The organism is Gordonia zhaorongruii (genome assembly GCF_007559005.1).
In the GTDB taxonomy this organism is placed as follows: domain Bacteria; phylum Actinomycetota; class Actinomycetes; order Mycobacteriales; family Mycobacteriaceae; genus Gordonia; species Gordonia zhaorongruii.
This window is the reverse complement of record NZ_CP041763.1, coordinates 2,266,416-2,288,946: the sequence shown is the minus strand read 5'-3', so window position 1 is coordinate 2,288,946 and position 22,531 is coordinate 2,266,416. Positions and strand designations below refer to the sequence as shown.

General features: G+C 69.0%; 23 protein-coding genes. 17 read left to right on the top strand and 6 right to left on the bottom strand.

What is annotated here, in order from left to right:
- The first annotated feature begins 33 nt into the window (after positions 1-33).
- The 3 genes from FO044_RS10610 to dapC all read left to right on the top strand — a co-directional run bounded on the left by FO044_RS10610 (position 34) and on the right by dapC (position 4,214).
- Positions 34-2,607, top strand: a complete 2,574-nt coding sequence (locus tag FO044_RS10610) for a bifunctional FO biosynthesis protein CofGH (RefSeq protein ID WP_268896095.1) — start codon at positions 34-36, stop codon at positions 2,605-2,607.
- Positions 2,608-2,776: 169 nt separating this feature from the next.
- Positions 2,777-3,103, top strand: a complete 327-nt coding sequence (fdxA, locus tag FO044_RS10605; RefSeq protein ID WP_132991837.1) for a ferredoxin — start codon at positions 2,777-2,779, stop codon at positions 3,101-3,103.
- A gap of 25 nt (positions 3,104-3,128) precedes the next feature.
- A complete protein-coding gene (dapC, locus tag FO044_RS10600; RefSeq protein ID WP_132993296.1) occupies positions 3,129-4,214 on the top strand; it encodes a succinyldiaminopimelate transaminase in 1,086 nt (361 codons plus the stop codon).
- A gap of 149 nt (positions 4,215-4,363) precedes the next feature.
- On the opposite strand, the gene dapD is transcribed toward dapC, so the two are convergent.
- Positions 4,364-5,329 (bottom strand): 2,3,4,5-tetrahydropyridine-2,6-dicarboxylate N-succinyltransferase, encoded by a 966-nt coding sequence (gene dapD / locus FO044_RS10595; protein ID WP_132991836.1) that lies wholly within the window; start codon positions 5,327-5,329, stop codon positions 4,364-4,366.
- 75 nt (positions 5,330-5,404) lie between these two features.
- Here dapD and dapE point away from each other — a divergent pair, with 75 nt between their 5' ends.
- The 10 genes from dapE to glgC all read left to right on the top strand — a co-directional run bounded on the left by dapE (position 5,405) and on the right by glgC (position 14,329).
- The gene (gene dapE / locus FO044_RS10590) at positions 5,405-6,508 is read left to right on the top strand and encodes a succinyl-diaminopimelate desuccinylase (RefSeq protein ID WP_132991835.1); all 1,104 of its coding nucleotides are present in this window, start codon (positions 5,405-5,407) and stop codon (positions 6,506-6,508) included.
- Positions 6,509-6,556: 48 nt separating this feature from the next.
- The gene (locus FO044_RS10585; protein WP_143965637.1) at positions 6,557-7,366 is read left to right on the top strand and encodes an LOG family protein; all 810 of its coding nucleotides are present in this window, start codon (positions 6,557-6,559) and stop codon (positions 7,364-7,366) included.
- Positions 7,363-7,899 (top strand): LOG family protein, encoded by a 537-nt coding sequence (locus FO044_RS10580; RefSeq protein ID WP_143965636.1) that lies wholly within the window; start codon positions 7,363-7,365, stop codon positions 7,897-7,899. Before FO044_RS10585 ends, FO044_RS10580 begins: the two co-directional genes overlap by 4 nt.
- Positions 7,900-7,940: 41 nt before the next feature.
- Positions 7,941-9,713, top strand: a complete 1,773-nt coding sequence (locus FO044_RS10575; protein ID WP_132991832.1) for a long-chain-acyl-CoA synthetase — start codon at positions 7,941-7,943, stop codon at positions 9,711-9,713.
- Between the two features lie 114 nt (positions 9,714-9,827).
- The gene (folP, locus tag FO044_RS10570) at positions 9,828-10,640 is read left to right on the top strand and encodes a dihydropteroate synthase (protein WP_143965973.1); all 813 of its coding nucleotides are present in this window, start codon (positions 9,828-9,830) and stop codon (positions 10,638-10,640) included.
- On the top strand, positions 10,637-11,602 hold the full coding sequence (locus FO044_RS10565; RefSeq protein WP_143965635.1) for a glucosyl-3-phosphoglycerate synthase: 966 nt from the start codon (positions 10,637-10,639) through the stop codon (positions 11,600-11,602). Before folP ends, FO044_RS10565 begins: the two co-directional genes overlap by 4 nt.
- Positions 11,603-11,607: 5 nt before the next feature.
- Positions 11,608-11,958, top strand: coding sequence for a DivIVA domain-containing protein (locus FO044_RS10560; RefSeq protein WP_143965634.1), 351 nt, complete (start codon positions 11,608-11,610; stop codon positions 11,956-11,958).
- Between the two features lie 71 nt (positions 11,959-12,029).
- A complete protein-coding gene (locus FO044_RS10555) occupies positions 12,030-12,197 on the top strand; it encodes a DUF3117 domain-containing protein (protein WP_132991829.1) in 168 nt (55 codons plus the stop codon).
- A gap of 43 nt (positions 12,198-12,240) precedes the next feature.
- Positions 12,241-13,065: a putative RNA methyltransferase gene (locus tag FO044_RS10550; protein WP_244945748.1), complete on the top strand. Its 825-nt coding sequence runs from the start codon at positions 12,241-12,243 to the stop codon at positions 13,063-13,065.
- A gap of 49 nt (positions 13,066-13,114) precedes the next feature.
- A complete protein-coding gene (glgC, locus tag FO044_RS10545) occupies positions 13,115-14,329 on the top strand; it encodes a glucose-1-phosphate adenylyltransferase (RefSeq protein ID WP_143965633.1) in 1,215 nt (404 codons plus the stop codon).
- Positions 14,330-14,336: 7 nt separating this feature from the next.
- Here glgC and FO044_RS10540 read toward each other — a convergent pair whose 3' ends face one another.
- From FO044_RS10540 to cofD, 3 genes are all read right to left on the bottom strand, one after another.
- Positions 14,337-14,930 carry an NUDIX hydrolase gene (locus FO044_RS10540; protein ID WP_186290533.1) on the bottom strand — a complete coding sequence of 198 codons (594 nt, stop codon included), beginning with the start codon at positions 14,928-14,930 and terminating at the stop codon, positions 14,337-14,339.
- Entirely contained in the window at positions 14,927-16,267 is a 1,341-nt protein-coding gene (locus FO044_RS10535; RefSeq protein WP_132993294.1) for a coenzyme F420-0:L-glutamate ligase, read from the bottom strand. Before FO044_RS10535 ends, FO044_RS10540 begins: the two co-directional genes overlap by 4 nt.
- A gap of 71 nt (positions 16,268-16,338) precedes the next feature.
- Positions 16,339-17,358 (bottom strand): 2-phospho-L-lactate transferase, encoded by a 1,020-nt coding sequence (gene cofD / locus FO044_RS10530; protein ID WP_143965632.1) that lies wholly within the window; start codon positions 17,356-17,358, stop codon positions 16,339-16,341.
- A gap of 185 nt (positions 17,359-17,543) precedes the next feature.
- Between cofD and FO044_RS10525 the strand changes: the two genes are divergently transcribed.
- Positions 17,544-17,873 carry a WhiB family transcriptional regulator gene (locus tag FO044_RS10525; RefSeq protein ID WP_132991824.1) on the top strand — a complete coding sequence of 110 codons (330 nt, stop codon included), beginning with the start codon at positions 17,544-17,546 and terminating at the stop codon, positions 17,871-17,873.
- Positions 17,874-17,918: 45 nt separating this feature from the next.
- Here FO044_RS10525 and FO044_RS10520 read toward each other — a convergent pair whose 3' ends face one another.
- Positions 17,919-18,440 carry a metallopeptidase family protein gene (locus FO044_RS10520; protein ID WP_132991823.1) on the bottom strand — a complete coding sequence of 174 codons (522 nt, stop codon included), beginning with the start codon at positions 18,438-18,440 and terminating at the stop codon, positions 17,919-17,921.
- 103 nt (positions 18,441-18,543) lie between these two features.
- Here FO044_RS10520 and FO044_RS10515 point away from each other — a divergent pair, with 103 nt between their 5' ends.
- From FO044_RS10515 to manA, 3 genes are read left to right on the top strand one after another with little or no spacing between them, the layout of a single operon-like run.
- Complete coding sequence (locus FO044_RS10515; RefSeq protein ID WP_207924472.1) at positions 18,544-18,981, top strand: DUF3499 domain-containing protein; 438 nt, start codon at positions 18,544-18,546, stop codon at positions 18,979-18,981.
- Between the two features lie 49 nt (positions 18,982-19,030).
- The gene (locus FO044_RS10510) at positions 19,031-20,173 is read left to right on the top strand and encodes a hypothetical protein (RefSeq protein WP_132991821.1); all 1,143 of its coding nucleotides are present in this window, start codon (positions 19,031-19,033) and stop codon (positions 20,171-20,173) included.
- Positions 20,170-21,402, top strand: a complete 1,233-nt coding sequence (gene manA / locus FO044_RS10505) for a mannose-6-phosphate isomerase, class I (protein WP_132991820.1) — start codon at positions 20,170-20,172, stop codon at positions 21,400-21,402. The genes FO044_RS10510 and manA overlap by 4 nt, the downstream gene beginning before the upstream one ends.
- A gap of 1 nt (position 21,403) precedes the next feature.
- Here manA and FO044_RS10500 read toward each other — a convergent pair whose 3' ends face one another.
- A complete protein-coding gene (locus FO044_RS10500; protein WP_143965630.1) occupies positions 21,404-22,516 on the bottom strand; it encodes a type VII secretion protein EccE in 1,113 nt (370 codons plus the stop codon).
- Positions 22,517-22,531: the final 15 nt, after the last annotated feature.

The window sequence follows — 22,531 nt, the reverse complement described above, 5'->3', positions numbered from 1 at the left end:
TAAGGCGGGGGTGACGTGGCTACCATCGACAGGGTGACGTCTTCCGAATCGGCATCCGGGGTCAGCGATCCGACACCATCGGCGATGCGGCGCGCACTGCGCCGGGCCGCCGACGCGATCCCACTCAACGTCGACGAGGCAGCGGTGTTGCTCGCCGCTCGCGGCGACGACCTGACCAAGCTGTGCGAGGCAGCGGGCCGGGTGCGTGACGCCGGGCTGGAGGCCGAGGGGCGGGCCGGGCAGATCACCTACTCGCGGAAGGTCTTCATCCCGCTGACCCGGCTGTGTCGGGACCGCTGCCACTACTGCACGTTCGTGACCGTCCCGGGCAAGCTCAAGCGTGAGGGGCACGGGGCGTTCCTCGAACTCGACGAGGTGGTCGCGATCGCGCGCAACGGAGCGGCGCTCGGCTGCAAGGAAGCGCTGTTCACGCTCGGCGACCGCCCCGAGGACCGGTGGCCGGAGGCCGCCCAATGGCTCGATGAACGCGGGTACGACTCCACTCTCGACTACGTCCGAGCCGCATCGATCCGCGTGCTGGAGGAGACCGGCCTGCTCCCGCACCTGAATCCGGGCGTGATGAGCTGGGAGGAGATCAACCGCCTCAAGCCGGTCGCGCCGTCGATGGGCATGATGCTCGAGACCACGTCCACCCGGCTGTTCACGGAGAAGGGCGAATGCCACTACGGGAGCCCCGACAAGGATCCCGCGGTCCGTGAGCGCGTGCTGACCGATGCGGGACGGCTCACCGTCCCGTTCACCACCGGGATCCTGGTCGGGATCGGCGAGACGCGGACCGAGCGGGCCGAGTCCGTCTTCGCGATCCGCAAGGTGCAGAAGGCGTTCGGTCACATTCAGGAAGTGATCGTCCAGAACTTCCGGGCCAAACCCGATACGGCGATGGGCTCAGCTCCCGACGCCGAGATGTCGGAGTTCCTGGCCGCGGTGGCTGTCACACGACTGGTCATGGGACCGGGCATGCGCATCCAGGCGCCGCCGAACCTGGTGTCGGCGGACGAGTGCCGGGCACTGGTCGAGGCGGGCGTCGACGATTGGGGCGGGGTGTCGCCGTTGACGCCCGACCACGTCAATCCCGAGCGGCCGTGGCCGAACCTCGACACGCTGGCCGAGATCACCGCGTCCACCGGGTACTCGCTGACCGAGCGCTCGGCCGCGCAGCCGAGGTATGTGCTCGCCGGTTCGCCGTGGATCGATCCCCGCATCGCCCGGCACGTCGCGGCGCTCACCGACCCGGACACGGGGCTGGCCGTCGATGTGCGTCCGGAGGGTCTGCCATGGCAGGAGCCGGATGAGGACTGGGGCTCGTCGGGCCGGACCGACCTGAACACCGCCATCGACACCGACGGACGGAACACCGACACCCGTAGCGACCTGGCGAGTGCGTTCGGCGACTGGGACACGATCCGCGAGCAGGTCCTGGCGCTCGATGCCGACGCCGGAGTACCCGAGCGGCTGGAGTCGGAGGTCGCCACCGCGCTGCGCCACGCGGAGGCCGATCCGGCCGGATTGTCCGACGACGAGTACCTGACTCTGGCGACCGCGGACGGCGCGGGCATGGATGCTCTTGCCGCTCTTGCCGATTCGATCCGAGCCGACGTGATCGGCGACGACGTCACCTACGTGGTGAACCGGAACATCAACTTCACCAATATCTGCTATACCGGCTGCCGATTCTGCGCGTTCGCGCAGCGTAAGGGTGATGCGGACGCGTTCACCCTGTCGACAGCCGACGTCGGGGACCGGGCGTGGGAGGCGCATGTCGCGGGGGCCACCGAGGTCTGCATGCAGGGCGGCATCGATCCCGAACTCCCGGTGAGCGGATACGCGGATCTGGTCCGCGCGGTCAAGGCGCGTGTGCCGTCCATGCACGTGCACGCCTTCAGTCCGATGGAGATCGTGAACGGAGCGTCCCGCGGCGGCGAGTCGGTCCGCGAATGGTTGACCGCGTTGCGCGAGGCCGGGCTGGATTCCATCCCCGGAACGGCCGCCGAGATCCTCGACGACGAGGTGCGCTGGATCCTGACCAAGGGCAAGCTGCCTGCGTCGGCGTGGATCGACATCGTCACCACCGCGCACGAAGTGGGCATCCCCTCCAGCTCGACCATGATGTACGGGCACGTCGACTCGCCGCGGCACTGGGTCGGACACCTGAACGTCCTGCGCGGGATCCAGGATCGAACAGGCGGATTCACCGAGTTCGTGCCCTTGCCGTTCGTGCATCAGTCGTCTCCGCTGTACCTGGCGGGGGCGTCCCGGCCGGGCCCCACCCGGCGCGACAATCGGGCCGTTCACGCCCTGGCCCGCATCATGCTGCACGGGCGGATCGACAACATCCAGACCAGTTGGGTGAAGCTCGGGGTGGAGGGCACACGCGCGATGCTGCGCGGTGGAGCCAACGACCTGGGCGGCACGCTGATGGAGGAGACCATCTCGCGGATGGCCGGCAGTCAGCACGGCTCGGAGAAGACCGTGGAGGAGCTGACCGAGATCGTCGAGGGCATCGGGCGGAACGCGCGTCAGCGCACGACCGACTACTCTCGGGTCGCGGTGCCGGTCGGGTCGGCTGGGCCGACCCTGTCGATCTGACTTTCATTCACCGTGCGCAAAAGTAGTGCCAGGTGATGGGTGTGATCTGCAGCCCCTTGCGGGGGAGGCGTTTCGGCCCGGGACGACCGGGGCGGATAATCTGTATCGAGACTTCCGCCGGATGCGATCAGCCCTCGCCTTCGGTCATCTGTTCAGTGAGGAGAGCGTTGTGACCTATATCATCGCCGAGCCCTGCGTCGACGTCCTGGATCGGGCGTGCGTCGAGGAGTGCCCGGTCGACTGCATCTACGAGGGTGCCCGGATGCTCTACATCCAGCCCGACGAATGCGTCGACTGCGGTGCCTGCGAGCCGGTGTGCCCGGTCGAGGCGATCTTCTACGAGGACGATGTGCCCGACGAGTGGGAGCCCTATGTGAGCGCCAACGTCGACTTCTTCGACGAACTGGGTTCGCCCGGTGGGGCGAGCAAGGTCGGCAAGGTCGACTACGACGCCGAGTTCATCAAGAAGCTGCCTCCGATGGGCGAAGAGGACTGATCACGCCGTGAGTCGCTTGCGGCCGGTGAGCGCCGGCCTGCCGGACTTCCCGTGGGACACGATCGCGGGCGCGAAGGCTCGTGCCGCATCGCACGCCGACGGGATCGTCGACCTCTCGGTCGGCACACCCGTCGATCCCGTCGACCCGGTGATCCGCGACGCCCTCGCCGCCTCGGCGGAGTTCCCGGGCTACCCGGCCACCCTGGGCACGCTCACCCTCCGCGAAGCGGCTGCCACGGCGCTGCAGCGACGGTTCGGGGTCACCGGACTCGATCAGGCGTCGATCCTCCCGGTCATCGGGACCAAGGAGGCGATCGCCGGGCTGCCCTCGCAGCTTGGCGTGCCCGCCGGTGCGACGGTGGTGATCCCCGAGGTCGCCTACCCGACGTACGAGGTCGGCGCACTACTGGCCGGCGCCGTCGTGCGTCGCGCCGACGCGATCGGAGACTACGGGCCGGACGCACCCGTGATGATCTTCGTGAACAGTCCCTCGAATCCGACGGGTGCCGTGCTGTCGGCGGCTCATCTGCGCGGAATCGTCGACTGGGCTCGCGCCAATGACGCCGTCGTCGTCTCGGACGAGTGCTACCTCGGTCTTGCCTGGGAGGGATCGGCGCATTCGGTGCTGCACCCGGACGTGTGCGGAGGCGATCACACGGGCCTGCTCGCCGTGCACTCGCTGTCGAAGGTCTCGAACCTGGCGTCGTACCGGGCCGGCTTCCTCGCAGGCGACCGTGACCTGATCGCGGAACTGCTCACCGTCCGCAAGCACGCGGGCATGATCGTGCCGTTTCCGATCCAGGGTGCCGCTGTCGCGGCACTCACCGACGATGCTCACGTCGTTGCGCAACGCGAGCGCTACCGCGCCCGCAGGGACAAGCTGCGCGGGGCGCTGACCGATGCGGGCTTCACGATCGACCACTCGGAGGCCGGTCTGTACCTGTGGGCCACCCGCGGTGACGACTCGCGCACCGCGATGGACTGGTTCGCCGACCGCGGCATTCTGGTGGCCCCTGGCGACTTCTACGGCCCGTCCGGCGACGAGCACGTGCGCATGGGGCTGACGGCCACGGATGAGCGCGTCGACGCCGCCGTCGAGCGTCTGCGCTGAGCCTTTCGCCTGACGGCGCTCCAGTACGGCCGGTCTTCTCGCATCGCCGACCCGTATGGGGCCCAGACTCGGCAGCCGAGGTCGATCTCCGGGTGGCCGCACGGAAATGCCCCCGGTCGACGAGCGACCGGGGGCAGGGACCGAGATAGTCAGTCGTTCGCGTGCAACGCGTCGTTGAGGGCGATGCCGTCGCCTTCCTTCGCCGTCACCTCGACGGCTCCGGTGGTGCTGTTGCGGCGGAACAGCAGGTTGGACCGGCCTGCCAGTTCGCGGGCCTTGACGACTCGGCCGTCCGGTCCGGACACCTTGGTGCCCGCCGTGATGTAGAGGCCGGCCTCGACCACGCAGTCGTCGCCGAGCGGGATGCCGCAACCCGCGTTGGCGCCGAGCAGGCAGCGCTTGCCGATGCTGATGATCTCCTTGCCGCCGCCCGACAAGGTGCCCATGGTGGACGCGCCACCGCCGATGTCGGAGCCGTCGCCGATGACGACACCCGCCGAGATCCGACCCTCGACCATCGAGGTGCCGAGGGTCCCGGCGTTGAAGTTCACGAAGCCCTCGTGCATCACCGTGGTGCCCGGCGACAGATGAGCGCCGAGGCGGACGCGGTCGGCGTCGCCGATTCGGACGCCGGCGGGCGACACGTAGTCGACCATGCGCGGGAACTTGTCGATCGAGGTGACGGTGACGTGACCACGGGCGCGCAGACGCATGCGGGTCTCCTCGAAGCCGTCCACGGCACACGGTCCGAAGTTGGTCCACACGACGTTGGCGAGCAGTCCGAACTGGCCGTCCAGGTTCGCTCCGTGCGGTGCGACGAGGCGGTTCGAGAGCAGGTGCAGGCGCAGGTAGACGTCGTGGGTGTCCAACGGCGGGCTCGACAGGTCGGCGATCACCGTTCGCACGGCGACGGTCCGGACCGAACGGGCCTCATCGGTGCCGACGAGCGGGCGGAGGTCGGCGGGGATGTCGTCGCCGGTCAATTCGATCGAACCGGTCGCGCCCGGCGACGGATCGAGTTCGGGCTTCGGGTACCAGGTGTCGAGGACGGCGGTCGATCCGTCGTTCTCCCACACGGTGGCGATTCCAATGGCAACAGCACCTTGATTAGTCACGGTACGAGTCTAACGGTGGGGTCGGCAGGACAGCGCGCCCCGGCATTCCGCGCCGGCCGCCTACGATGGTCTCTCGTGAGCACTCCGAGCCTGAACCTGTCCGCAGACCCGGTCGAACTGACCGCGGCGCTCGTCGACATCCCCAGCGTGAGTCGGGACGAGTCCCTGATCGCCGACGTCGTGGAGGCCGCGTTGCGGGAGCAGTTGTCCGGGTTCGAGGTCATCCGGCGCGGCAACTGCGTACTGGCGCGCACCGATCGGGGACTCGACAGCCGGGTGATCCTGGCCGGTCATCTCGACACGGTGCCGATCGTCGACAACGTCCCGTCTCGCCGGACCGTCACCGACGATGAGGGCGATGTGCTCCACGGGTGCGGCACGGTCGACATGAAGTCGGGCGACGCGGTGTTCCTGCACCTGGCCGCGACACTCGAGGACCCGGCCCACGATCTGACCCTGGTGTTCTACGACTGCGAGGAGATCGCGGCTGAGTTCAACGGGTTGAACACCATCGAGGCGGAACTCCCGGACTGGCTGACCGCCGATGTCGCGATCCTCGGCGAGCCCACCGCCGGTCAGATCGAGGCAGGTTGCCAAGGCACCCTCCGGGTGCGCTTCTCGGCGACGGGCACGCGCGCCCACTCGGCGCGTGCGTGGATGGGCGACAACGCGATCCACAAGATCGGGGGGCTGCTCGCCACGCTGGCCGCCTACGAGCCGCGCCGCGTCGACATCGACGGATGCGAGTATCGAGAAGGTCTGTCCGCGGTCGCTGTGCACGGCGGAGTCGCGGGCAACGTGATCCCCGACGAGGTGTACGTCGACGTCAACTTCCGATTCGCACCGGACCGCTCTCCCGAGCAGGCGTTCGAGCACGTACGCGAGGTGTTCGCCGCCGACCTGGACGGGGGAGCGGTGACGGCCCGGATCACCGATTCGGCGGCGGGTGCGTTGCCCGGGCTGGCCCATCCGTCCGCCGCCGCGCTGGTCGACGCCGCCGACGGCCGGTTCCGGGCCAAGTACGGCTGGACCGATGTATCGCGTTTCGCCGCTCTGGGGATTCCCGCCGTCAACCTCGGTCCCGGCGATCCGAGTCTGGCGCACCGAGCCGACGAGCGGGTGCCGACCGAGCAGATCGGCGAGGTCACCAGGATCCTGCGGAACTACCTTTCGCGCTGAGGCGGTTCACGGAACAGCAGTGCGAGTCCGGGTTGGTAGCGTTTGCGCATGGCCGACGGCGAATCCAGTAGCGCGAAGTCCCAAACCGGAGAACAGTGGGATCCCGACGATTCGCCGCTGCGGTTCGTGGGGGCCGCCCAGGTTCGGATGCCGCCGACGCAGGAGCAGGTGCCGACCGATCGCGGTCTCCTCGAGTGGGTGGATCCGCGGGATCCGGCGCGGGCGGCGCACCGCACCGTTCGGGACTCGTGGCGCGTCCTGCGCATCCAGTCGGAGTTCGTAGCGGGCTTCGACGCCATGGAGGACGTGGCAGAGGCGGTGACCGTGTTCGGTTCGGCGCGCGTGAAGCCAGGGACGCCTCGCTACAGCCAGGCCGTCGAGTTGGGGCGCCTGCTGGGCGAAGCGGGGTTCGCGGTCATCACCGGTGGCGGGCCGGGTGCGATGGAGGCGACCAACCGCGGCGCGTTCGAGGCTGGCGCCGAGTCGATCGGTCTCAACATCGAGCTCCCGTTCGAGCAGCACCAGAACCCCTGGCTCACGCTCAGCATGAACTTCCGCTACTTCTTCGTCCGGAAGACGATGTTCGTCAAGTACGCGCAGGCGTTCGTCTGTCTGCCGGGCGGCCTCGGAACACTGGATGAGTTCTTCGAAGCGGTCACCCTCGTGCAGACCCGCAAGGTGCTTCGCTTCCCGATCGTGCTCGTCGGGCGAGAGTACTGGGGTCCGCTGCTCGACTGGATCAGGACGACGCTCGTCGACGACGGGATGATCTCGCCCGAGGACCTCGATCTGATCACGCTGGTGGACAGTCCCGCTGAGGCTGTGCGGGCGGTCTGCGAGAAGGCGGTGCGGCCGTGAGCGCGATCTGCGTGTACTGCGCTTCCGGTCCGGTGGACGAGGAGTACCTGCGACTCGCCGCGCAGGCCGGTGCGGCGATCGCCGCCAACGGTTCGACGCTGGTATCCGGTGGCGGAAACGTATCGATGATGGGGTCCCTGGCGCGGGCCGCGCGCGAGGCGGGTGGCCGGACCATCGGCATCATTCCGGAGCATCTGATGGCCAGGGAGGTAGCCGACCTCGACGCCGACGAGCTCATCGTCACGGACACGATGCGTGAGCGGAAGCGCCTGATGGACGAGTTGTCGGACGGTTTCATCGTTCTGCCCGGCGGTGTGGGGACGCTCGAAGAGCTCTTCGAGACCTGGACCGGGGCATACCTCGGGGTTCATGGGAAGCCCATCGTGATGGTGAATCACGATGGGTTCTACGATCCGATGCTGGCGTGGCTCCGCGACTTGGGAACCCGCGGATTCGTGTCATCCCGGGCCATGGAGCGCCTTATCGTCGTGGACACAGTGGGCAGTGCCATCGATCAACTGACCCGGCGGTAAGGTGACGGCGTTCACCTGTCGGCAGGAGGAGTGAAGTTGCCATGAATGCGGTACCCACCAAGGTCGGAATCACCGACATCGTCAAAGGCGCGGTCAAAATGGCACCAGACGTGCCGTCGATGGTCCGCCACGCTCCCGGCTTGTTGTTCCGCTCCGCCGACAAGAAGAAGTCGATCGGCTCGGTCTTCCAGAAGCTGGCAGCCGACCATCCAGATCGTCCGTTCCTGCGCTGGAAGGGCGAGTCGTCGTCCTACGGTGAGGTGAATCGCCAGGTCAACCGTTATGCGGCGGTGCTGGCAGATCAGGGTGTCGGAGTCGGCGACGTGGTCGCGATCCTCTCGAAGAACAACCCGACCGACCTCATGGCGATCCTGGCGACGGTCAAGCTCGGCGCGGTGGCCGGCATGATCAATTACAACCAGCGCGGCGAGGTCATCGACCACAGCATGTCGTTGATGAACGCGAAGGTCCTGCTCCGCGATCCCGAATGCGATGAGGCGTTCGAATCGATGAGCACCGACGCGCATCCCGAGCACGTCTTCGACTTCCCGGCACTCGACGAGGCGGCGACCGGAAAGCCCGATACCGACCCCGCGGTCACCGCGACGCTGCCCGCGTCGACGTCCGCGTTCTACATCTTCACGTCCGGAACGACCGGCCTGCCCAAGGCCAGCGTGATGAGTCACAATCGGTGGCTCGCCAACTACTCGGGCATCGGCGGCCTCTCGGTGCGGTTGCGCCCGTCCGACACCATGTACGTGCCGTTGCCGCTGTACCACAACAATGCGCTGTCGGTCTCGCTCGGCGCAGTGCTTGCCGGTGGTGCCTGCATCGCGTTGGGCAAGCAGTTCTCGGCCTCGCGCTTCTGGGACGACATCATCCTCAACCGGGCGACCGCGTTCTCCTACATCGGCGAGCTGTGCCGCTACCTGCTGGCGCAGCCGCCCAAGGACACCGATCGCAAGCACTCGGTGCGGGTCATCATCGGCAACGGCATGCGCCCGGAGATCTGGGACGAGTTCGCCGAGCGCTTCGCCATGGACCGGATCGTCGAGTTCTACGGTGCGAGCGAACTGAACCTCGCATTCGTCAACGTGTTCAGCGTGAAGCGCACGGCGGGCTTCTGCCCGCTGCCGTTCAAGGTGGTGGACTACGACGCCGACGGCAATCCGAAGCGCGATTCGCGGGGCCGGCTGACGGACGTGCCGAAGGGGACGCCGGGCCTGCTGATCTCGGAGATCAGCGAGCGGGTGCCCCTCGACGGGTACACCGACGATTCGGAGACCGAGAAGAAGGTGATCCGGGACGCCTTCAAGTCCGGTGACGCCTACTTCAATTCGGGAGACTTGGTGCGCGAGTTGGGATTCGCGCACATCGCCTTCGTCGACCGTCTCGGCGACACGTTCCGCTGGAAGGGCGAGAACGTGGCGACCACGGAGGTGGAGGGGGCCGTCGGCGGCTACGCGGGCGTGGACGGCGCGGTCGCGTTCGGCGTCGAGGTCCCCGGGTGCGACGGTCGTGCGGGCATGGCAGCGGTGACGATGAAGGACGGAGCGGACAAGCCGGATCCGAAGGAGTTCGCGGACGCCCTGTACGGCAAGCTGCCCGCCTACGCCGTTCCGCTGTTCATCCGCTTCGTCGGCGAGATCGAAGTGACCTCGACCTTCAAGAACCGCAAGGTGGAGTTGCGTGAGCAGGGATTCAGCGATGTGGGCGATGACGAGTTGTGGGTCCTGCGCGGTCGCGAAGGCGGATACGTACCGTTCTACGAGGAGTACCCGGCGGACGTCGCAGCGGCGAAGGCCCCGCGCTGACGGATGCCGTCCGCCCCGTAGGGTGAATACGTGAGCCATGCCCCATCGGCCGGGCCGCCCGCTCCGGGCGCGACCCTCTGCGGCCGGCCCGTCGCCGCCGATCGCGCGCTCGTGATGGCGATCGTGAACCGCACCCCCGACTCGTTCTACGACCGCGGTGCGACCTTCTCCGACGACGCCGCGCAGGCCCGGGTGGAGGACGTGGTGGCACAGGGGGCCGACATCGTCGACGTCGGCGGTGTGAAGGCCGGACCCGGTGAGCAGGTCGACGCACAGGCTGAGGCGCAGCGTGTCGTCCCGCTGATCGCGTGGATCCGCAGGCAGCATCCCGGGCTCCTGATCAGCGTCGACACCTGGCGCAGTGAAGTCGCTGCAGCAGCGTGCGAGGCGGGAGCGGACATCGTCAACGACACCTGGGCCGGCGCCGACCCTCGCATCGTCGAGATCGCCGCGCAGGCCGGAGCCGGGATCGTCTGTTCGCACACCGGCGGCGCTCGGGTCCGGACACGGCCGCATCGCGTCGCGTACGACGACGTGGTCGCCGACGTGGTCGGCGAGCTGACCGCGGCCGCCGGTCGCGCTCGGGAGGCTGGCGTGCGTGCGGACGGAATCCTCATCGACCCGACGCACGACTTCGGCAAGAACACCCATCACGGGCTGGCGCTGCTGCGCGAGCTCGACCGTCTCGTCGACACCGGACTGCCGGTGCTGATGGCGTTGTCGAACAAGGACTTCATCGGCGAGACCCTCGGCGTCGGACTCGAGGAGCGGGTCGCCGGGACCCTGGCGGCCACCGCCTTAGCGGCTGCGCGCGGCGCGCGCGTGTTCCGGGTCCACGAGGTCGCCGACACCCGTCGCGCCGTGGACATGGTCGCCTCGATAATCGGGACTCGCAGACCCTCCCGGACAGTGCGAGGCCTCGCATGAGTGCGGGCTGGATCGATCGGGATTGGGCCGACCGCGGTGAAGGAGAGGCGCGCTGGTCCCACACGCACACCTGGGATCACCCGGAGTGGAGCGTCGACGAACTGGTGGCCGCGAAGAACGGTCGGACCGTGTCGGTGGTGCTTCCCGCCCTGGACGAGGAGTCGACGGTCGGTGGGGTGATCGCGTCGATCGCGCCACTGGTCGGGACGCTGGTCGACGAGCTGATCGTGCTCGACTCGGGCTGCTCGGACGACACCGCGACTGTCGCACGGCGTGCCGGCGCCCGGGTCGTGAGTCGTGAGGAGGCGGTTCCGGGGCTGGACCCGGTACCCGGCAAAGGGGAAGCGCTCTGGCGTTCGCTGGCGGCCACCACAGGTGACCTGGTGGCGTTCGTGGACGCCGATCTGATCGATCCGGATCCGATGTTCGTGCCGAAGATGCTCGGTCCGCTCCTCGCCGACCCGGAGATTCACCTGGTGAAGGGCTACTACCGGCGTCCGCTGCTCACCGGTGCGACGCACGAGGCGAGCGGTGGCGGACGTGTCACCGAACTGCTGGCGCGACCGTTGCTGACCGCACTCAAGCCCGAACTGGGGGAGGTGCTGCAGCCCCTCGGGGGCGAGTACGCGGGTACCCGCGAGCTTCTCACCTCGGTGCGGTTCGCCCCGGGCTACGGCGTGGAGATCGGTTTGCTCGTCGACACGTACGACCGGTACGGCCTCGCAGGCATCGGCCAGGTGAACCTGGGTGTCCGGCAGCACCGGAACCGGCCCCTCCGCGACCTCGCGGTGATGAGCAGGCAGATCGTGGCGACGCTCCTGGAACGCTGCGGAATCGAGGACTCGGGCACCGGACTGACTCAGTTCATCCCGGACTCCACCGGTGGGTTCGCGCCGCGCACCACCGACCTGTGCCGGGACGAGCGGCCGCCGATCGTCGGCCTCGATCCGGGGTTACTGTAGAAGCCGTGCTGATCATCGGACTGTACGTGCTGGGCGTGGCCGTCGTGGTCGCGCTGCTGTTCGCGCTGGTCTGGTTCGTGTTCGGTCGTGGCGAGGATCTGCCGCCGGTCGACGGCCAGACCACGCTCACCCGTCTGCCGCGTGCCGGCATCGGCGGCGACGACGTGCGCCGTCTCGTCTTCGCCCAGTCGTTCCGCGGATACAAGGCGGTCGAGGTCGACTGGGCCCTGGAGAAACTGGCGCGGGAGATCGACGAACTGCGCGGCGTGGTGCACGACCTCCAGGAACGCGACGTCGCCGACACCGGCGAGATGCCGACCGTGCGAGGGCGTTCGCGAGGCGCTGACGACCGGTAGGACGTGAGCGCGGAATGTGGCCGACGTATCATTGAGCCGTTCGAGTGAATCGCGGAGAGGGAGCACTGGCAATGGCGGCGATGAAGCCACGTATGGGTGACGGCCCGCTGGAAGCGGTCAAGGAAGGTCGTGGAATCGTCGTTCGCATTCCGATCGACGGCGGCGGCAGACTCGTCGTCGAATTGAACGACGAGGAAGCGAGCGCGCTCGCCATCGCGTTGGGCGACGTCACTGCCTGACCCGACGGACCGGCTGATCACGGCCGCGCGGCTCGCTTGCCCGGTGTGCGCCGGAGTGCTCGACCCGGACGGCCGCGCACTCGGATGCGAGCGGGGTCATCGCTTCGACCTCGCCAGGCAGGGATATGCCTCCCTGCTGGCGGGCAAGGCGACCGCACACCGCTCCGATACCGCCCAGATGGTCGCCGCACGGGCACGGGTGTTCGGTGCAGGCCTGTACGACCCGATCGTGACCGCGGTGGCGCAGAAGGTCTCGTCGCCCCGACTCCCTCTCACCGGTGATTCGCCGCTGATCATCGACGCGGGCGGCGGCACCGGCTCGTACCTCTCCTCGGCTCTCGACCGCGCACCCGGTGCGACGGGAGTGAGCATCGATCTCTCTAAGTTCTGCGCCCGTGCCGCTGCCCGTGCCCACCCGCGGATCGTGTCGGTGGTCGCCGACGTGTGGGCCGGGCTCCCGGTGTGCTCCGGCGTCGCCGACGCGGTGCTGTCGGTCTTCGCGCCGCGCAACGTCGCCGACACTGCGCGCGTGCTCGCCGACGGCGGTCGTTGGGTGATCGTCACCCCGAACCCCGGGCATCTCGCGGAGGTGGTGGGGCCGTTGGGGATGCTGCGTGTCGGCGAGGGCAAACAGGATCGCCTGTCCGCGGACCTGGCCGCTGCCTTCGACGTCGTGTCGGCGGACCGGGTGACCGCTCGGCGCAGGTTGGACACGGCGCAGCTGGCCGACGTCGCGGGGATGGGGCCCGCGGGCTTCCACCGTTCTCGTAGCGAGATCGAAGCCGATGCGGGCGCGCTCGCCCGCGGCGGACAGGTCGAAGTGACGCTCGACGTGACGGTGACCCTCGCACGTCGCCGAAGCGGCTGAGAAGGTGCTCCGGTAGGCGGGTCCGGTCCTGCCCCGATATGTTTGAAGGGTGAGATCACAACCGCACGTGCTCGGAATCGTCCTCGCCGGCGGAGAGGGCAAGCGCCTGTATCCGTTGACCATGGACCGCGCCAAGCCGGCAGTGCCGTTCGGAGGCTCGTACCGGCTCATCGACTTCGTCCTGTCGAACCTGGTCAACGGTGGTTACGAGCGGATCTGCGTGCTGACCCAGTACAAGTCGCATTCGCTCGACCGACACATCTCCCAGAACTGGTGGACGTCGGGCTTTCACGGGGAGTACATCACCCCGGTCCCGGCGCAGCAGCGTCTCGGACCGCGGTGGTACACCGGCAGTGCCGACTCGATCTACCAGTCTCTCAACCTGATCGACGACGAGAGGCCCGATTACATCGTCGTCTTCGGCGCTGATCACGTGTACCGCATGGATCCGTCGCAGATGGTCCGGGCGCACATCGAATCGGGCGCGAAGGCGACGGTAGCGGGAATCCGGGTGCCGCGGGCCGAGGCGTTCGCGTTCGGTTGCATCGATTCCGACGACGACAACCAGATCACCGCCTTCGTCGAGAAGCCGAGCGACCCGCCCGGGACGCCCGACGATCCGGAGGTCACCTACGCCTCGATGGGCAACTACGTCTTCACCACCGAAGCGCTCGTCGAGGCGCTCCGGGCCGACGCCGCCGATCCGGACTCCGATCACGACATGGGCGGTGACATCATCCCGGCGTTCGTGTCGCGGGGCGAGGCGTACGTCTACGACTTCAACGACAACGTGATCCCCGGTTCCACGGAGCGGGACCACGCCTACTGGCGCGACGTCGGAACGATCGACTCGTTCTACGACGCGCACATGGACCTGATCTCCGAGCACCCGGTGTTCAACCTGTACAACCAGCTGTGGCCCATTCGCGCCGCCGCCAGTCACCTGCCGCCCGCCAAGCTCATCCGAAGCGGCTCGGCTGACGGTTCGATGCTCGGTGCCGGCGCCATCGTCTCCGGCGCGGTCACGCACTCGGTGCTGTCCAACGACGTGGTGGTCGAGGAGGGAGCGGTGGTCGAGGGCAGTGTGCTGCTCCCCGGTGTGAGAGTTGGCTCGAATGCGGTGGTGCGCAATGCGATCCTCGACAAGAACGTGAACGTGGCCGACGGCCGTCGGGTCGGGGTGGACCTGGACCACGACCGGGAGCACTACCGGGTCAGTCCGGACGGGGTGGTCTGCGTCGGCAAGAACACGCCCGTCAGGTAACCGTCGGTCAGCTGCGGCGTGCGGCGTCCTCGCGCAACGCGGTGGCGCCCAGTTCGACCAACCGCGGGATCGTGTCGGTGTCCACCCCGTCGGGCAGATCATCGACCGGCCACCAGGCCAGGTCGACCGACTCGTCGCTGCACACGATCGGCGGCAGCGCACCGTCCGGGGTCGGGGGTGCGACGGCGGCGAAACGCACGTCCAGGTGACGGGTCGGCATGCCGAGTGAGCAGGTGATCGGGTGCGTGTGCAGGTGCACCGGACTGTCCGTGAGTCGCAGCGAACCGAGCCCCGACTCTTCGATGCCCTCGCGCAGCGCGGTGTCGGCGACGCTGGCGTCGTCGGGCTCGCAGTGGCCGCCGAGCTGGATCCATTTCCCGACGCGCGGGTGCAACGTCAGGACGACATGCGTCAGCGATGCGTCGAAGACGATCACCGAGCCGGTCACATGTCCCGGCACGCTCGCCCGGTCACAGGGGTTGGGCATCGCATCGCGGAGGGCGTCGAGGAATGCCAGGACGGTGTGGCGGAGCGCGTCCTGCTCCGCATCCGGTGCAGTCCAGTCGATCAGCGCTTCGCGCGTCGCTTGCGTGATGCTCACAGTTCGATCACGAGTCCTTCAGTCGCTGCGGGTTCGCGTAGTCCGGGGGCCGCCCTCGGGTGGCCGATCGCCACCGCTCCCAGCGGACGCCAGGAGTCCGGAAGGTCGAGGATCCGGCGTACGGCCGACGCGGCGAAGATGGTCGATCCGACCCAGCAGCTGCCCACTCCGCGGACCGACAGCGCCACCAGGAGGCCGGAGACGGCGGCACCGCCCGCGACGGTGAACATGGTGAGCTCGCAGTCGTTGCGCCGATCGTCCGGATACTCGTGCATTCCCTCACCGGTCAGCACCGGTACGACGAGTTCCGGTGCGTCGTAGAGGATCTGCCCACGGGCGACGCGTCGCTCGATCGACTCCGCCGATTTCGCGTCATCGGTCAGGTCGGCTCGCCAGGCGTCCTCCATGGCGGCGAGCAACGCGCGCCTGCGGTCGTCGCTGCGTATCCACAGGAAGCGGATCGGGTGCGTGTGGTGCGGGGCAGGTGCGGTGAGGGCTTCGGCGAACGCGGCGCGCATGACGTCCGGCCCGATACGTTCGTCGGTGAAGGCCCGGACCGACCGGCGGGTCAGCAGGGCTTCGCGGCGCCCCTGAGCGACCGCCTCCTCGACGCCCAGCCGGAACATGTCGTCGTCCAGCTCGCGCACCAGATCGCGGGCGCGTGTCCCGTCGTCCACGGGATCGAGGCCGCGAACGACCGCGACCGGCACACCGTCGAGTTTGCCCTTCACCAGATCGGCCGCCGCGGCGATCTCGTCGGCCACGGCGATGTCGGTGACCACGAGGGTGTTGCCGTAGGAGTCATCGACGCCGTCGTACGCATGGTTCACGGCGACGCCTGCGGCCCCGATCGCCACGTCGGTCTGTCCGGTCCGCCAGGCGCGTCCCATCGTGTCCGTGACGATCACGGCCACCGAGAGGCCATGGTGCTCCGCCAGGTCGGCGCGCAGCCGGGCCGCGCTGGCATCGGGGTCGACGGGCAGCAGGGCGATCTGGTCGGTGCGGACGTTGGAGCCGTCGACGCCCGCGGCGGCCTGGACGAGGCCGTTGCGGTTCGCGGTGATGAGCGTGCGGTTGCGCTTGGCGACGACGCGCACGGTCTCGTCGTCGATCAGCTTGCGACGGAACGTGTCCCGTTCGTCCGGGTCGGTGGGTGCCGGAACCATCCGCCCCTCGGTCTTGGAGAAGATCTTGCTGGTCACGACCAGGACGTCCCGGTCGGTGATCCACGGAGCGGCGGTGGCGATCTCGGCCGCCACATCGCTGTCCGGGCCGAACTCGCCGAGTCCGGTCACCGGCAGGATCTGCAGACCGTCGACGGCACGGTGGTCGCCCACTGCGCCGTCGTTCTCTGCGCTGTCGTCTTCTGCGCCGCCGCCTTGTCCGGGGCCGTCTCGTCCGGGGCTGCTCACGGGGTGTCCGCCCCGACGAGAGCGCACGCTGCGCGGATCATGTCGGCCGTGGTCGCGGGATCGGTCATCAGCAGGGGAGCGGACCCGACCGCGATGCCCTCGAGGGACGCCTCGCCGTCCGCGGCGCCGTCGCCGTCGGCGACGAGCCATCCGTCGAGCAGTCCGTTCGCCGAGCGGGCTCCGTAGTGGGCTGCGATCGCCGTCGCGGACGAACCGACACCGATCACCGACAGGCATTCGTCGGCCATGCCGCGCAGTGGCTTGTCATCGATGACGGCGCTGACGCCGACCACCCGTGCCGACGTCCTGCGGAGTGCGGCGCGCACGCCGGGGACGCTGGTGATCGCGCCGATGCTGACGACCGGATTGCTGGGGGCGAGGAGGACGACGTCGGCCTCGGTGATCGCTTCGATGACGCCGGGGGCGGGTGTCGCGTCGTCCGACCCGACCTGGGCGAAACCGTGTGTGCGCACCTGTGCGCGATGGCGGACCCACCACTCCTGGAAGTGGATCGCCACCTTGTCGCCGGGCTCCCCGTCGGGCTTGTCGATCACCACGTGCGTCTCGTGGCGGTCGTCGGTGACGGGCAGCAGGCGCACACCCGGCTGCCAGCGTCGGCACAGGGCCGCGGCGATGTCCGAGAGGGCGAAACCCGCATCGAGCATCTGCGTGCGGATCAGATGGGTCGCCAGGTCGCGGTCGCCGAGGCCGAACCAGTCGGGGTTCGCGCCGTAGGCGGCCAGTTCCTCCTTGGCATGCCAGGTCTCGCCCTTGCGCCCCCATCCGCGGTCGGTGTCGATACCCCCGCCGAGGGTGTACATGCAGGTATCGAGGTCCGGGCAGATGCGCACCCCGTGCATCCACGCGTCGTCGCCGACGTTGACGATCGCGGTCACGGAGTGCTCGGACGTGTCATCGCCGTCCCCGGGCGGGAACGGAGTGACGCCGAACAGCTCGCGTGCACCTTGCAGGAAACGGGCGCCACCGACGCCTCCGACGAGTACGGTCACCTTCACAGCGACCCACTGTAGTCACTCGCCGCGACACGCCGAACGGCGTGGTCAAAGTCGCGCTCAAGCGATTTTGTCGGAACCGGATGTTAAAAATGAATCTTGCCATTCGGCTTGACCCACACCGCCCGTCCGTGTGTAATCACATCAGTGTCATTACGGGGAGAGCGAAGCAGGAGGGGCGCCGAGAAATGACTTTCACACACGGCGAAGGTGCTGAGCCGATCAGTCGGGGGGTGGCCGGAGGTTTCGGTCATCTCACTGCAGTACCGAGCGATTTCGAAGCACTGTTCGATGCAGTGGAGGACGAGTGGCAGGATCGCGCACTCTGCTCGCAGACCGATCCCGAGGCCTTCTTTCCGGAGAAGGGCGGATCGACTCGCGAGGCCAAGCGCATCTGCTCGGGCTGCGAGGTGAAGTCCGACTGCCTCGAGTACGCACTGCACAACGACGAGCGCTTCGGTATCTGGGGCGGTATGTCCGAGCGTGAGCGCCGCCGCCTCAAGCGCGGCATCATCTGATCATCGGCGCTTGACCGTCGGCTCGGCGTCGGCGGTGCACCGAGGTCATTCTGCTCCGGGGCCGTCCTCGACGGTGTCTTCGTCCACTCCCAGGTAAGTGGCGACCTGCTGAATCAGCACCTCCCGCAACACTTCTCGTAGGTCGTCGTCCAACGCCCGCAGCTCCAGGGGCCTGCGGAAGAGAATTATCTGCGCACGCGTCGGACGTCCCTCGGTGTCGATGCCCGAAGGCAGCAGCCGCGCAAGGGGGACCAGGCCGTCGGCGGTCACCTCCTCTGGCCACTGCACCAGTTCCCACTCGGCCGGATCGTCGCCGCGCGGCAGCATCCGGGGAATCTCATCAACGGCGACGTCGAGTCCGAGCAGTTCGTCGTGCCACTTCGCGTCGAGTTCGGCGAACACCTCGACGGCGGCCCGGTCGAAGTCGTCCGACGGCGTCCTGTGGGCCGGCACGCCGCGGGGCACCGCCGGTCCGCGCAGTCCGCGCCCGCGGCGATCGCGCAGGCGGCGCCGAGGCGGAGCGAGCAGGCGGTAACCCGAGGTCAGAGGGGTCAGACGGTACGGCATGCGCGCCAGTCTAGTGCGCCGCCCGCATCGGCAGGCGGACCCTGCGTCGGCGTCAACGCGTGTCGAACGCGGCGGCTCGGGCCCGGCACGATACGCTTCAAGCGTGAGTTCCCCCCGTCAGTGCTGCAGGCCCGGTTGCTCCCGCCTGGCCGTGGCCACACTGACCTTCGTCTACGCGGAGTCGACTGCGGTCGTCGGCCCACTCGCCGGAGCCGATGAACCTCACTCGTGGGACCTGTGCGCAGGCCACGCCGACCGGATCACCGTGCCTCGCGGGTGGGAGATGCTCCGGAGCAGCGGTTACACGCAGGCTCCCGAGGACCAGGATCTCACCGCCCTCGCCGACTCGGTCCGCGAAGTGGGTTCGAGTGCCGCCGGATCGGGTGCCGGCCGCCCGGCCTTTCTCGCCCATTCGGACATCGACGAGTCGCCGCGTGGGCGGCACCGGGCGTCCGACCACCCGGCACAGTCCGCGACCCCGGTGACTCCGCGACCCGGACGTCGCGGACATCTCCGCGTGCTGCCCGATCCGGTCGACTAGCCGACGGGTCGTTCCCCTCGGACACTGCCCGCTGACTAGGCTGAGACCCATGTCTGCCCCCCTCCGCGACCTCGACGACGTCGAGGCCCTCATCGCCGCTGACCGTGACGGTCTGCTGCGGTCGGCCGCCATGTCGGGCGCGCATGTCCGCGCGGTCGCACAGGCGGTGTCAGAGGGCGTTCTGGCGCCGCTGGCGGATCTGCAGCCGCGGGCCGTCGTGATCGTCACCGGCACGTCGAGCACCGCCCGCCGGGCAGCTGATCTCGTCGTCGCACTGCTCGCGTCCCACCTGGACGTGCCGCTGGTCGTCGCGCCTGCGCTGCCAGGCTGGATCGGGCCGCTCGACGTCGTCGTGGTGGCCGGTGACGACCCGGCGGACCGGAATTACACCGATGCGGCGCTGCGTGCGCTGCGTCGGCGCGCCGAACTGGTCACCGCAGTCCCCGTCGAGGGCCCGCTCGCCGACGCGGTGGGCGGTGAGCGGATCGTGAACCTGGCGCCGAGGCTGCCGTCCGACGTCCGGTTCACGTTCATTCGGCTGTCAGCGGTGTTCGTCGCCGTCTGCTCGGCCTTCGACCGGGTCCGACTGCACCCGTCTCCGCCGGATCTGGCCGATATCGCCGACCTGATCGATGAGGAAGCGGCCGCAGACCGCCCCGACCACGAGAGTTTTCGCAATCAGGCGAAGTCCCTGGCGATGCGCGTCGACGGGAGACCCGTCGCATGGGCGGGGGACACTCCGGCAACCGCCGTCATCGCCGCGCACGTCGCTGCAACGCTGTTCGCGGTCGCGGGTGTCACCTCGGTCGGCGGCGATGAGGCGAGCGTCCTCACCCGGGTGCGGGCGGATGCGCAGGCGAACGGCGACAGCAACGCCGACTCGATCTTCTACGACCCGGACTTCGATCCGGAGCCCGTCGTCGCACCGCGCGTCATGCTGATCACGACGCAGGGCCGCAGCCGCTGGGTGGAGCAGCGGATGCTCGGACTCGGCGACGTCGACGTCGTCACCGAACGGACGGGTGCCGCCGCGGCCGATGCCGCAGCCGACGGCCGGCCGCCGATCGACCACGCCTACGGCGACGTGCCCGCCGACCTCTCGGCTTACGCGGTGACCGTCACTCGGGCCGATCTGGCAGCGGCCTACCTCGGCCTGTCCGGGCCGGCCGCGGAGAGGGCGACTGCGGGATGAAGTTGCTCGCCGGGGTCATCCGGCCGTACGCCTGGGGGTCGCGCACCGCCCTCGCGCAGATGCGCGGTGCGCAGTCACCGTCGCCGCACCCCGAGGCGGAGCTCTGGTTCGGTGCGCATCCGGCGTCGCCCGCCGGCGTGACCGACGCGCCCGCGGAGGGCGATGACCTCCTCGCTCTCATCGACTCCGATCCGGAAGCGGCTCTCGGCCCGACGGTCATCGAGGAGTTCGGACCACGGCTCCCGTATCTGCTGAAGATCCTGGCGGCCGAGGAGCCGCTGTCGTTGCAGGCGCACCCGAGCTCCGAGCAGGCTGCGCAGGGGTTCGCACGGGAGAACGCGGCGGGTCTTCGTTTCGATGCCGCCGACCGCAATTACCGGGACGCGTGGCACAAGCCCGAACTCGTCGTCGCGCTGACCGAATTCGATGCGCTCGCGGGGTTCCGGAATCCCGAGGAGACGCTCGACCTCCTCCGCAGTCTGCAGGTCGCCGCGCTCGACCCGTATCTGGGTCTGCTCGCCGGACAACCGGATGCCACCGGTCTGCGAGCGGTGTTCACTACTTGGCTGACCCTGCCGGATTCGGTGATCGGTGCGCTCGTACCGGAGGTGCTGGACGGCGCGGTGCGATGCCTCGAACGCGGCGAGAGCCGTTTCGCACTCGAACTGCGGTCGTTGCTCGAACTCGGCGAGACGTATCCGACCGATCCGGGCGTGCTGGCCTCGCTGCTGCTGAACCGCTTGCGTCTGCAACCGGGTGAGGCGCTCTATCTGTCGGCTGGGAACCTGCACGCTTACCTCCACGGCACCGCGGTGGAGTTGATGGCGAACTCCGACAACGTGCTGCGCGGAGGCCTGACCCCCAAGCACATCGACGTGCCCGAGCTGCTCCGGGTCCTTGACTTCACGCCGGTCAGCCTTCAGGCGCTGACTCCGCAGACGCGGACCGTCGGGGCCGAACACGTGTACCTCACGCCCGCGCCGGAGTTCCGGTTGTCCCGCGTCGTGCTCGACGGTACGGGCCTGCGGCACGCGTCGTCGGTCAGCTTCGACGTGCCGGGTCCGCAGATCATCGCGGTGCTGTCGGGACGGGTGCGGGTGTCGACGACCGACGGCCGCGAGCTCTTCGCTTCGGCGTGCGACGCGGTGTGGTTCGCACACTCGGACCCCGGCGTGGTCGTGCACGCGGCCTCCGCGAACGCTGAGTTCGTCCGCGCGTGCATGCCCTGATTCAGCCGGTGAGGGCCTTCTCCGACTGCGTGGTGACGGTGCGAAGTGCGACTCTCGGGGCGTTGCCGGGCGAGATCACGTGCAGGAGTGCGGGTTCGGCGGCGTCCTGCTGCAGCAGGTAACCCGGGAGCGTCTCGGGTGGTCGATCGCGGTGCACGACGAGCGAGGTCAGCCCGGGCTCGATCGTCGGTGACCGCAGCCCGGGTGGGTCGGACCGGTCGTGCACCACCACTTGCGCACTCGGCGGAGTCGTCGGCCCCTCGGACAGGAGGAGGCCATCGGAGAGCGCGTGAACGAGCGGCCGCCACTGATCGGTCCGATCGGTGAGTACGTGGCACCGCACGCCGAGGGCGGCGAGCCGGACCACCACCTGGCGTGCGAGTCTGACGTCACCGGCGACGTCGACCCGGCCGATCTGCGGTCCGGCCATGCGCAAGGCGACCGGCTCCCCGTCCTGCGCCGCGCCGATCAGTTGGCCGTCTCCAGCCTGCGGCGGTGCGGCGCCGTCGATTCCCGACGCGGTGACGAGCGCGACCACGGGCCGATCCGCGGACCACGTCCACGCAGCATCGGCCGACAGGGCAGCCGCGGTGAACGGCCGGGTGCGGGCACCTGCGGCGCGAAGCGTCGCGGTCAGCCGACGCAGGCACCACAGCGTGGTCCGCAAGGCTCCGGCGGGTCCGCCGCCGCGCAGTGCCACCGCGTCGGGACAGCGGGCGGGGTCGATCCGAATCACCAGTGCGACGCTGCGGTGCGATGCGGGGGCGAGAGGACCGAGGACGTCGCGGTAGGCGCGGGCGGCCGGCCCGTCGCCCCACGAGGTCAGCGTGCGCTCGACGATCTCGACGACGTCCGGCCGCGCATCGGATCGCATGAGGCATGCGGCGACGGCATCGAGCGGTAGGCCGCCCGATCTCCGTGTGGTCGCCACGAACACGGGTTCGGGTGGCGGGGGCTCGACGGCGAGCACGCATACCAGCCGCGGCCCGTCACGGATGACGCCGACGTACCCGCCCGAGCCGTCGGGTACGTCGAACGGCTCGAACCGCTGCTCGGATGGAGCGGCGGGTCGCCGGCCCCGGGCATGCGCTCTCCGGCGCGTGGTCGTTCGCATGACAGTCCCCCGAAT